The organism is Alteromonas sp. MmMcT2-5, assembly GCF_022348315.1.
GTDB lineage: Bacteria > Pseudomonadota > Gammaproteobacteria > Enterobacterales > Alteromonadaceae > Alteromonas > Alteromonas macleodii.
In genome coordinates this window covers 315021-327538 of record NZ_JAKRFB010000001.1, presented here as the reverse complement: position 1 = coordinate 327538, position 12518 = coordinate 315021, and the positions used below count along the sequence as shown (strand labels likewise).

Here is a 12518-nt window from a genome sequence, read left to right as displayed (position 1 = left end):
AATCGATGTGCTTATTATTTTAATTATATTGTCACATTAAAGAAATTGATGCCAACTACGAATAGTAGAAAGCACCTATCTTTCAGAAATATTTAACTTTTCGCTAGCTTAAGCTCAATACTTGTTTCTGTGACTTTCTCGTAGTTGATGTTAAAGCTGCTCTTAAGTGCTGACAACAAACCGTCTATATCGCCTACCTTAAAGTAGCCCGCTACACGTCGCTTGCGCAGACTTTCATCCGAAATGTTAAAGCGAACGGGTGTATAGCGCCCAATCTCAACTAATACGGCCTCTAGCGGTTCACCTTTAAATACAATCATACCTTGTTGCCACGCTAAATCGTCGTCAATGTCATTTTGAGACATGCTTTCACGGCCTTCCACTTTACCTTGCACTGTTGCTTTTTCACCTGCGAACATGAGAAGTCCTTCTTCAGCAACAGGACGTTTAGTGAAGAGCGATTCATTTGAGGATGAAGCCTTAAAGCGATCTTTCACCAATACCTTTCCGTCGGTAACCACTAACTCAAACGCATTATCATCCACATATTGCATATTAAAGGCAGTTCCAACAGCGGTAACGGTGTTGTTGCCTGCAGTCACAGAGAACGGGCGAGACGTGTCGTGAGCCACTTCAAAGTGTGCCTCCCCTTTCAATAAAACGATATTGCGCGCCGTTGATGAGAAATCTACGGTAACGACAGAGTTTGTATTTAGATGAAGTTTAGAGCCATCGGCTAGCGTCACGTTTTTCTGTTCGCCAACACCGGTTTGTACCTTTTGTGTTACCGCTGCGAATTCAGGGGTGCTATTTAGCCACGTGCGCTGAACCACTACCCCAACAGCAATTGCCATCACTAAAAATGTGGCCGCAATGCCCCAAACCGCTGTTTTAGGCATATTGCGTTTTTTCGACGACTGACGTGAGGTAGGCTGCGGGAATAAACCGCTCAATTCATTTAATACCGACATGTCGTCCCACAAGCTAGCGGCGTCGAGCAAAGCTTGACGATGCGCATTACTTTCCGACAACCAAGCATCTAGCTCCGTCTTTTCGTCACTGTTTAAGCCGCGATCGAGACGGCTTATCCATAAGCATGCTTGCTCTTGGATATCTTCTTTGCTTGAAAACTGGCGAATATTATTCATGTTAACTACGGCTTATGTCCTGAGTCGCGTTAGCAGTGGCACGGGGGGATGCACTGTCCTTTGACAGCTCGGCTAAGTACCTAGAGCACATCATTAAACCTTTGGCGACATGCTTCTCAACGGTGCTTTCGCTTAGCCCCACAAGCTCTGCAATCTCTTTTTGTCGCATGCCATATACTTTTTTCAGCAAAAATACGCGTTTTACATCAGCAGACAGTGTATCTGTCGCTCGGCAAAAATGAATAAAACGCTCTTTGCTTTCTACATTTTTTTCTAAACTGTGCCCTACAAGCTCATAAGGCAAAATATCCATGTCATCGAGCTGCTGCTTATTTTTGTTTTCAGCTTTCGCAACATGGTTCAGCGCTAGATTACGCGCTGTCTTGAGCATATAGGTACGCTCATACTGTATTTCTTGTTTTAACTCTGCTTCGTAGCTTTTAATAAAAGCTTCTTGCACGATGTCTTCAATGTCGTCGGCGCCAACAATAGAACCTACCGCACGCATTAGCTTTGAGCGGTATTTTAAGAAGGTTTCAGCTACTGTCGACTTTCTCGTCATAATATTAAATGTTGTGTGTTTCGATTTGCTTACATTGGCATCAATAATGCCTGCTTTTTCGTTCTTTTTCACCTAATAAAATAAAAGGGGGCTAATGCCCCCTTAACTTTGAAACATTAAGTGAAAGTTTGGTTTATAGGTAATTGCTTACCTATTAAAAAGTGTAAACACCTCTTAGGTAGTAGAAGCCACCGTTTATACCAATTGGTGATGTTGTCGGATACGCTGAACCTGCAATCTGTGCGTAGGTGATACCACCTGCATCAGTGTTGTTTTCGTCAGGGTATTCATCAAACGCGTTCTTAGCACCAACAGTTACCGTGAACTCTTCAGTGAAGTTATATGCCACTTCAAAGTCGAACGTAATTTCAGAACCTACTTTGTCAATCGGCAATGCAGAGTCTAGGTGATCTTCGAAGATGCTACCGTAGTAGTTCATTCGCGCAAGGAAGCGCCAGTCGCCATTAGTGTGGTTAGCTGTTGCACTGTAACGTACCGCTGGAAGGTTATCTTCTAGCATGCGAATACGGAAATCAGAGATATTGTCCGACGCGCGGTCAACTTCTGTAGATGTCCAGTTATATGCGAGTGAGAACTTAGTTTCACCGCCCATCATATCCATCGAATAGTTCGCTACTACGTCTACACCTTCGGTGGTGGTGTCGAAGTCATTAGTAAAGAAGCTGATTTCAGAGAAGCTAGACGCATCGTTGATACCTTGCTCAAGCAGCGTGGCAATGTCTTCTTCAGTCAGCGCAATACCAGAGGCAGTACTGATACGGTCAGTCAGTTCGATGTTGTAGTAGTCTGCGGTAATGAATAGACCATTATCGAAATCGGCTACCACACCAAACGTGATACTTTCTGACTCTTCAGGCGTTAACTGCTCACCACCTTTAAGTTGAGACACTGGATCTGTCGGAGGCAGTGTTGCACGGTCAATAAGTTCACCACCTGTACCAAACGCGGTAGTTACGTTACGCACGTTGCTTTGACCAAGGGTAGGTGCTTTAAAGCCTGTTGAGAACGCACCACGGAAAGCGATGTTCTCAAGTGCTTGCCAACGGAAAGCAATCTTACCTTTCGTTGTGTCACCGAAATCAGAGAAGTCTTCATAACGTAGCGCACCGGCTAACATGAAGTTTTCAGTGATATACGCTTCTGCGTCAATGTACAGTGCGATGTTGTTGCGGGACACACGACCTTGGCTATTGGCCGCCAAGCCAGGGAAACCATTTGAGCCAATGCCAAAGCCTTGTGTCGCCAGCGGACCTATTTCATAAGAGGCAGTATCACCTGCAAAGCTCTCATAACTTTCGTTGCGATATTGGAAACCAGTTGCCACGAATAGTGGTTCATATAAACCAACATCGAACGGCTTAGTGAAATCAATATCAAGGGTTTGCTCAGACTGCGTATAGCGACCTGGGCTAAATTCTGTAGGTGTTTCTGGACCTAAAGACGGGTTGATGGTGTTGCTAATAGCAAAGTCAACTTCGTTTTGGCCCAGGTTCAAGCTCACGTCATACGTGATATCGTGGTCAAGTTCGCCTTTCGTACCAAAGACAAGTGACATATCTGTAACCGTACCACCGAAACGAGGTGTGAAACCACCCGGCAACATTTCGTTGAACGCCCAACAGTCAGGGTTGTTCTGAACTTCGTTAATATAACGCGGGTTCTCTAGTACGTTATCACCAACTACGATGTCGGTTGGACAGTTACCTGACATATCACCGGTTAAATCACCAACAAGCAGTAGTTGCTCGCCATCGTCATTTGTACCACCATCGTTCACACCACCACGATTGTGTGGGTTACGGAAGTAGAAACCACCTTCAACTTCACGCTCGGCGTAGTTACCAAACATGTAAGCTTCTGAGGTAGCAGAAAGCTCAATACCTGCATTAGCGAAAAGTTTGATGTCGTGTTTGATTTCAGGTGAGCCCCAAATTTGCGCAGGATCTGCTACAAAAGTGTTCCCAGCCGCTATCAATGCAGCAGCGTCTGCACGCTGTACACTTCGAGATGTGTCGTCTGCAGTACGGTATTCAGCTGAAAGGTTAATAAAGCCTTTGTCAGATAGAGGAAGACCTACGTTACCCGACATCTGAATCATGTCGCCGTCGCCTTCGTAGAAAGAGCCGTAACGGGCTTCAAACGAACCGCCTTCTGATGCATCGTTAAGTACGAAGTTAATTACACCCGCAATCGCATCAGAACCGTATTGTGCTGCTGCACCATCACGAAGTACTTCCACTTGCTTTAATGCCGCTGCTGGGATAACAGAAATATCAGGACCTTGTGCACCGTCAGAAAGACCACCACCAAGGAAAGTGATAACCGCAGAACGGTGACGACGTTTACCATTTACAAGCACAAGCGTGTGGTCTGATGCCATACCGCGAAGGTTAGCAGGACGAACAAGCGTTGAAGCATCGTTGATCGGCTGGTCGTTTACGTTAAAAGACGGAACAACAGTCTGCATCATAGATACCATATCAGTGGCACCCTGCTGCTTAAACTCTTCGTCAGAAATAATATCAATTGGCACCGCTGAGTCAGCGACCGAGCGAGGCGCTGCACGTGAACCAACTACCGCAATTTGTTCAAAATCTTCGGCCTTAGCACTCTCTTCAGCTTCTTGCGCATAAACAGGTGCAGCGGCCATTACTGAAAACGCAGCTGATGCGGCTAATACGCCACGCACGTTTTTGGTCAATAAAGACAAGGTTGTATTCATGGTGGTTTCCCGGAGTTTCTCTAAGACACCTTCAGCGTTTTAAACACATTAAAAAAATGCTCAGAGTAGTTGTTATTTTTTTACCTTCAACACTGACTCATTTGCGGTCAGATGGTGTTTTTTATAGAACGCAAGATATTAAAAAACAAACCTTTTTCGACAAAATAAAAATATTTTTTCACTCCGTAGAGGATTTTAATTTCTGACCTGTCTATATAATTTTTACGGGAATAAAAGTGCGGGATTTTTGGCGGGTTTTAATAAAAAAAGCCGACTATAAGCCGGCTTTTAAATCGTTTTTTACAAACCTAAAGGTTTGTATATGGAAACAAGATTTACTCTGCTTCTTTGTACTTTGCAGCCGTTTCTTTAATAAGCGGTTGAAGCTCGTTTTGTTGGAACATTTCAATAATGATATCGCAACCGCCTACAAGCTCACCTTCAACCCATAGTTGCGGGAATGTCGGCCAGTTTGCATATTTTGGTAGTTCTGCGCGGATGTCTGGGTTTTGAAGAATATCTACATAAGCAAATGGTTCGCCACATGACATCAACGCTTGCGATGCTTGTGAAGAAAAGCCACAGCTAGGTAGTTTAGGAGAACCCTTCATATACAACAAAATTGGGTTTTCTTCGATTTGCTGCTTGATTCTATCTAGCGTTGATTGATTTTCAGTATTATCCATTTGATTCCTCTGAGCACAAAAGTGTATTCCCAGTTAGATGGGAATGCATGAATGATTTATCAAGGGAAAGGGTATCATAATTTTATGTTTAATTACCCATAGCTGAATTGATCTTTTCAACCTCTGGATCGTTATCTACCCATACATTGCAATACAAATTAGTGTCACATTTTAACTTTTGAAAAAAAATTCACATTTTTGTCATTGAGTTATAGGACTTTATCCCCACATTTGGGATATGCTTTAGCGTCTAAAGCAGTATATTGAACATAGAATTAATATGCACTTATTGAACAGGCGAAGATAAGTGGGCTTTAGACTACAATACTAAACCAACATGGAGACCGTCATGGCTTTTGAATTACCAGCATTACCATACGAACAAAATGCACTAGAACCGCATATTTCTGCTGAAACGCTTGAGTACCACTATGGCAAGCACCACGCTACTTATGTAACTAAGCTTAACGGCCTAGTTGAAGGTACTGACATGGAAAACAAAAGCCTAGAAGAAATCATCAAATCTTCTGACGGCGGTGTTTTCAATAACGCAGCGCAGGTATGGAACCACACGTTCTACTGGCACTGTCTAAGCCCGAATGGCGGCGGTGAGCCAACAGGCGCGCTAGCAGAAGCTATCAACGCGAAATGGGGCTCATTTGCAGACTTCCAAGCAGCATTTAACGATAAAGCGGTTAACAACTTCGGTTCAAGCTGGACGTGGTTAGTTAAAACTGCAGACGGCAGCCTAGATATCGTTAACACAAGCAACGCGCAAACGCCTATTTCTGGCGACGACCTTACGCCAGTGCTTACTGTTGACCTTTGGGAACACGCTTACTACATAGACTACCGCAATGCGCGTCCTAAGTACCTAGAAAATTTCTGGGCGCTGGTTAACTGGGAATTCGCAAGCAGCAACTTTGCATAAGCCAAAGACTGAAGCGTTAAGCGCCTTGCGCTTTTAAGAGCGTAAAGTATCAGTTATAAAAAGCCCCGCTTCCAAGCGGGGCTTTTTTTATGCACTATTGTTCATTAAGTGACACTAAATTCTTATTAAAGTTGCATTTTTCATTAGACGAAAAGATTAAAAACTATACACAATAATTACTATCGTTTTCCCAAATACCTACTAAGCTGAAATTACGGGGTTCCGTATTTAAGGGGTATTCATGGGTATTTTTGAACACTATCAAAGTCGCTATGAAGAGCGAAAACAGGAAGAGTTCACCATTGGGGAGTTCCTTGAAATTTGTAAAGAGGATCAAACCGCTTATGCAAATGCAGCAGAACGTTTGCTACAAGCTATTGGTGAGCCTGAATTAATCGACACTGCCAACGACCCGGCACTTAGCCGCATTTTCTCAAACCGCGTTATTTCTCGTTATCCAGCTTTTTCAGAATTCTATGGCATGGAAGAAGCCATAGAACAAATCGTTTCTTACCTTAAACACGCCGCACAAGGTCTTGAAGAAAAGAAACAAATTCTCTATTTGCTCGGCCCAGTGGGTGGCGGTAAATCGTCTCTGGCAGAGAGACTTAAAGAATTGATGCAGCACGTACCTATTTACATGCTGAAAGGCTCGCCTGTTAACGACCATCCATTCTGTCTGTTTGATGTCAAAGAAGATGGCGACATTTTACAAAAAGAGTACGGCATTCCTAAGCGCTACTTAAAAACCATCATGTCGCCGTGGGCACGCAAACGCCTGCATGAATTCAATGGCGATATTACCCAGTTCAAGGTGGTTCGCGTTTACCCTTCAGTACTCGACCAGGTGGGTATCGCTAAAACCGAACCCGGTGATGAAAACAACCAAGATATTTCATCTTTGGTGGGTAAAGTTGATATTCGCCGCTTAGAACAATATGCACAAAACGACCCTGATGCTTACAGTTATTCAGGTTCACTATGTAAGGCCAATCAGGGCTTAATGGAATTTGTGGAGATGTTCAAAGCACCGATTAAAGTGCTGCATCCACTTTTAACTGCTACACAAGAGGGTAACTACAACCCAACAGAGGGCTTCTCTGCCCTTCCCTTCGATGGGCTTATACTTGCGCATTCAAACGAATCTGAGTGGCAATCGTTTAGAAACAATAAGAATAACGAAGCCTTCCTAGACCGTGTCTATATAGTAAAAGTACCGTACTGTTTGCGAGTACGTGAAGAAATTAAGATCTACAAAAAGTTACTAGACAGCAGCGAGCTTAACGGCGCGCCCTGTGCGCCAGACACGCTAGAGTGTTTAGCGCAGTTTACTGTGTTATCGCGCTTGAAAGAGCCAGAGAACTCCAGTCTATTTTCTAAAATGCGCGTGTATGATGGCGAGAGCCTGAAAGACACCGACCCGAAAGCCAAGTCTTATCAAGAGTACCGCGACTACGCCGGTGTCGATGAAGGCATGGAAGGGTTATCCACCCGCTTTGCATTTAAGATTCTCTCCAGGGTTTTTAACTTCGATCATCAAGAAGTGGCGGCAAACCCAGTCCATTTGTTTTATGTACTGGAGCGTCAAATTGAACGGGAGCAGTTCCCTCAAGAAACCGCTGATAAGTATTTGGAGTTTTTGAAAGGCTACCTCATTCCTCGCTACGTGGAATTCATTGGTAAAGAGATTCAAACGGCTTACTTAGAATCGTATTCTGAATATGGGCAAAACCTGTTTGACCGCTATGTAACCTATGCTGATTTCTGGATCCAAGACCAAGAGTATCGCGACCCAGAAACCGGACAGCTGTTCGACAGAGCGTCACTGAATGCTGAGTTAGAAAAAACAGAGAAGCCTGCAGGAATAAGTAATCCGAAAGACTTCCGTAACGAAATCGTTAACTTTGTTTTGAGAGCCCGTGCAAATAACGGCGGCAAAAACCCAGCATGGACCAGTTACGAGAAACTTCGCACCGTGATTGAGAAGAAAATGTTCTCTAACACGGAAGACTTACTGCCGGTTATTTCTTTCAACACCAAAGGCTCTGCAGAGGAGCAGAAAAAACACGACGACTTTGTAAATCGTATGACCGAGAAGGGATATACGCAAAAACAAGTTCGGTTGCTGTGTGAATGGTACCTGCGCGTACGTAAAGCGTCTTAGCGCTAAACGCATGTGGTGCTGAAGCGCGTGTAATGCGTGCTTCAGCACGGTTATTTGTAGTTCACAACAAGACAAGCAGGTGTGTATGGCGCATTTTATTGACCGAAGGTTAAACAGCAAAGGTAAGAGTACGGTAAACCGCCAGCGCTTTATAAAGCGTTACAAACAGCAGATAAAGCGCGCTGTTTCTGATGCAGTGGGTAAACGTTCTGTTACCGATTTAGATTCTGGCGAGCAAATTAGCATTCCAGCCAGAGATATCTCTGAACCTATTTTTCATACCGGCCGCGGCGGCAGTAGAGATATTGTCCACCCTGGCAACGACCAATTCACAGCGGGTGATAAAATTGATAGACCGCCAGGTGGCGGTGGCAAGGGCGCAGGCGAAGGCGACGCCAGCAATGAAGGCGAAGGCCAAGATGAGTTCGTATTTTCTATATCCAAAGACGAATATTTAGACCTACTTTTTGAAGATTTAGCGCTTCCCAACTTAAAGAAAAATCAATTTGATAAAGTCACCCAATACGAAACTTATCGCGCAGGTTATCAGACCGATGGCGTGCCAAGTAATTTAGATATTGTTCGCTCACTCAAAGGCTCTGTGGCAAGGCGTATTGCCTTAAGCGGAAGTGATAGAAAGAAACTGAGAGAGCTTGAAGAAAAACTTGCACTGCTTATAGAAGACAAGCACGACAATACGTTAGCCATAAATGCATTAAAAGAAGAAATTGAAGCACTTAAAGCCAAAATAGCCCGAGTGCCTTTTATTGATACTTTCGATTTGCGCTTTAAGAACTATGACAAGCGTCCGCTTCCCTCAAGCAAAGCCGTAATGTTTTGCTTAATGGATGTATCTGGCTCTATGGACCAAGCCACCAAAGACATGGCTAAACGGTTTTATATCTTGCTGTATCTCTTTTTGACGCGAACCTACGAAAATGTAGACGTGGTGTACATTCGTCACCACACGCAAGCAAAGGAAGTAGACGAGCACGAGTTTTTCTACTCTCAAGAAACCGGCGGCACTATTGTTTCAAGTGCATTGAAGCTAATGGATGAAGTCGTTCGCGAGCGCTACAGCGATGGAAACTGGAATATCTATGCAGCACAAGCGTCAGATGGCGATAACTGGGCTGATGACTCGCCACAGTGTCGTGACTTGCTTACCGCTAAACTGCTACCCGCAACCCGTTACTATGCCTATATAGAGATAACCGAGAGGCAGCACCAAAGTTTGTGGCGAGAATACGAGAAAGTGGCCGCCACTCACGACAACTTTGTATGTAAGCACATACAAACACAGGCCGACATCTATCCTGTGTTCAGAGAGCTATTCAAACGCTCTGAACAAGATGCGCAGCAAGGAGCCTAATATGACAACCGACGCTATGGCAAAAGAAAACAGCAAGCCTGAAACATCAAAACGCCACTTATTAAGCGATGGGCCCGACTGGACGTTTCCACTTATCGAAGAGTATGAGCAACATATCGATCGCATCGCCAAAAAATTTAAGTTAGACACCTATCCCAATCAAATTGAGGTGATCACCGCAGAGCAGATGATGGATGCTTACGCCAGCATCGGCATGCCGCTTAACTACACGCACTGGAGCTTTGGCAAAAAGTTTATTCAAACTGAGCAACAATACCGTCGTGGACAAATGGGGCTGGCTTACGAAATCGTCATTAACTCTGACCCCTGCATTGCGTATTTAATGGAAGAGAACACCATTACTATGCAAGCGCTCGTTATGGCTCATGCGTGCTACGGTCACAACTCATTCTTCAAAGGCAACTACTTATTCAAAACCTGGACCGATGCCAGCTCTATCATCGACTACCTAGTATTTGCTAAAAACTACATTGCTAAATGCGAACAAAAATATGGATTTGACGAAGTCGAAAATATGCTCGACTCGTGCCACGCGCTAATGAATTACGGCGTTGACCGATACAAACGCCCGCAGAAAATTTCGTTACAGGAAGAGAAAAACAGACAAGAAGAGCGCGAGGCCTACCTGCAATCGCAAGTGAACGAGCTTTGGCGCACCCTGCCAAATAGCCCGCATAGCAAACACAAAGAAAAAATTCGTTTTCCACAAGAACCGCAAGAAAACCTGCTTTATTTTATTGAAAAAAACGCACCTTTACTTGAACCTTGGCAACGTGAAATTGTGCGTATTGTACGGAAAGTTTCGCAGTATTTTTATCCGCAAAAACAAACCCAAGTAATGAATGAAGGATGGGCCTGTTTTTGGCACTACCACATTCTAAATGAGATGTATGACGAGGGTTTGGTCAGCGACCGCTTCATGATGGAGTTTTTGCACAGTCATTCAAGTGTCGTAATGCAGCCAGAGTACAACAGCCCTTATTACTCTGGCATCAATCCGTATGCGTTAGGCTTTTCCATGTTCATGGATATTAAACGGGTGTGTCAGTCTCCCACTGAAGAAGACTATAAATGTCTTCCAAGTATTGCGGGAAAAGACTGGCTTGAGACCGTGCATTTCGCCATGGAAAACTTTAAAGACGAAAGTTTTATCAGTCAGTTTTTATCGCCTAAAGTTATTCGCGACTTTAAGTTATTCGCCCTTGAAGATGACACCACCAAGCCCTTTATTGCGGTGAGCGCTATTCATGACGAAATGGGTTATCAAATTATTAAAGAGAAGCTGTCTGCTCAATACAATTTGAGTAATTTAGAGCCCAACATTCAGGTACATAACGTTGATGTGAGAGGCGATCGTTCGCTTACTCTTCGCTATATTCCTCAGCGAGGAATTCCGCTAGGTGATTCAAAAGATGAAGTTATGCGCCACCTGCACAGGCTGTGGAAATTTGATGTACGTTTAGAGCAAGACAATGGTGATGATGGTATTGACGTGATATCAGAGTGTAAACGTGCACCGCAGGCGTAAGCCTGCGGTCAGCCCTCAGAACAAGATTTTAAGCCGCCTTTGCACTTTCCATTTCTTTTCTGGAACACAGTAACAATGACAGTGCGCCTATTGCTGCAAAAACGGCTGCGGTAACGAACGTCTCATAGGCGTTAGTGCCTTGCTGCCACTGCTGCCCTGCCATGTAGTTGCCAAATGCGCCACCTAATCCAAACGCTATACTGATGTATACCGCTTGCCCTCGGCTTTGATACGCCTTCGGCAGGAACTGGTGGATAAAATGCACCGATACTGCATGCGTTAAACCAAAGCTTAACGCATGAATAAGCTGACTCAACACAATCACCATAAAGGTATCAGCGAATGCCGCCATGACATACCAGCGAAGCCCTGTCAGTGCGATGCTCACAAACAATAAATTCCACACGCCAAACTGGCTAATCAGACGGCGGGCAATAAGAAATATCCCCACCTCGGCAAGTACCCCAAGCGCGATAAAGATGCCAGTTTGTTGGCCGCTGTAATCAAGGTCGCGCATGTAAAGTGCGAAAAATCCGTAATACGCACCAAAGCTAATTTGCAAGCACGCTGAAGCGAATATAAAGATGGCGAAAGGTTTTTGTTTGGCGTATTTCCAAATACTTCCCGCCGTAGACGTTTCAGGTGCAGCTTCTTTGGGCGCACGTATGAACAAGGTACTGATGAACAGTAACGCGAGTACGCCAATACTGGCGTGCACTGGCGTATCGGTAGAAAAAATATCTAGGGCCTTTCCTACACCGACCGTCAAACAAATGAAGCCAACGCTCCCCCATAGCCTTACCTGCCCATACGTGGCATTGGTTTTCGCCACCGTGTTCATCGTGATAACTTCAAGTTGAGGCAACACCGCTGTCCAGAACATCATCATTAACCCGAAAGCCAACGTAAGCCCCCAAAAACTGGTGAAGTAAAACACCGAACTGAAAGTTAGTACGGTGAGCAAGCAGCCTAAACGCATTACGCCAATGGCATTACCCGTTTTATCGGCCACGCCAGCCCACAGGCCTGGCCCTAAAATACGCGCTAGCGTTATAACAGCAAAAAGTTCACCGATTTCGGCAGAAGAAAATCCCCGCCCATCAAGGAAGATACCTAAATAAGGCACAAGCACGCCAAGCTGACCGAAGTAAAGCCAGTAGGTGATAGCAAGAATAAAGAGGCCGGTTTTGCTGCTTGCTGGGCTCGCTGCAGTATTGTTGGCATCGTTTAGGCCATTTGGTGACAATTCACATCTCCATATGCAAAAACGCCACTAGCGCAGAACCGGCAGTGGCGAATGATAAAATTAATTAGCGCGACATGCGCTCATGCTGCGTGTATCTTTAATCCGCGTTAACGTCGC

General features: G+C 44.6%; 9 protein-coding genes. 4 read left to right on the top strand and 5 right to left on the bottom strand.

The window, feature by feature from the left end; translation table 11 throughout:
- Nucleotides 1-92: 92 nt before the first annotated feature.
- From MHN09_RS01460 to MHN09_RS01445, 4 genes are all read right to left on the bottom strand, one after another.
- A complete protein-coding gene (locus tag MHN09_RS01460) occupies nucleotides 93-1148 on the bottom strand; it encodes a FecR domain-containing protein (protein ID WP_049585828.1) in 1056 nt (351 codons plus the stop codon).
- 1 nt (nucleotide 1149) lies between these two features.
- Complete coding sequence (locus tag MHN09_RS01455; protein ID WP_014948766.1) at nucleotides 1150-1782, bottom strand: RNA polymerase sigma factor; 633 nt, start codon at nucleotides 1780-1782, stop codon at nucleotides 1150-1152.
- Between the two features lie 82 nt (nucleotides 1783-1864).
- Nucleotides 1865-4453, bottom strand: coding sequence for a TonB-dependent receptor (locus MHN09_RS01450; RefSeq protein WP_039226539.1), 2589 nt, complete (start codon nucleotides 4451-4453; stop codon nucleotides 1865-1867).
- Nucleotides 4454-4788: 335 nt separating this feature from the next.
- Entirely contained in the window at nucleotides 4789-5139 is a 351-nt protein-coding gene (locus MHN09_RS01445) for a Grx4 family monothiol glutaredoxin (protein ID WP_014948765.1), read from the bottom strand.
- Nucleotides 5140-5488: 349 nt separating this feature from the next.
- Between MHN09_RS01445 and sodB the strand changes: the two genes are divergently transcribed.
- From sodB to MHN09_RS01425, 4 genes are all read left to right on the top strand, one after another.
- Nucleotides 5489-6070, top strand: coding sequence for a superoxide dismutase [Fe] (gene sodB / locus MHN09_RS01440; protein WP_014948764.1), 582 nt, complete (start codon nucleotides 5489-5491; stop codon nucleotides 6068-6070).
- A gap of 241 nt (nucleotides 6071-6311) precedes the next feature.
- Entirely contained in the window at nucleotides 6312-8234 is a 1923-nt protein-coding gene (locus MHN09_RS01435) for a PrkA family serine protein kinase (protein WP_014975982.1), read from the top strand.
- 85 nt (nucleotides 8235-8319) lie between these two features.
- Nucleotides 8320-9606 (top strand): YeaH/YhbH family protein, encoded by a 1287-nt coding sequence (locus tag MHN09_RS01430; protein WP_014948762.1) that lies wholly within the window; start codon nucleotides 8320-8322, stop codon nucleotides 9604-9606.
- 1 nt (nucleotide 9607) lies between these two features.
- A complete protein-coding gene (locus tag MHN09_RS01425; protein ID WP_239238759.1) occupies nucleotides 9608-11155 on the top strand; it encodes a SpoVR family protein in 1548 nt (515 codons plus the stop codon).
- Nucleotides 11156-11183: 28 nt separating this feature from the next.
- Here MHN09_RS01425 and MHN09_RS01420 read toward each other — a convergent pair whose 3' ends face one another.
- A complete protein-coding gene (locus MHN09_RS01420) occupies nucleotides 11184-12401 on the bottom strand; it encodes an MFS transporter (protein WP_039226533.1) in 1218 nt (405 codons plus the stop codon).
- Nucleotides 12402-12518: the final 117 nt, after the last annotated feature.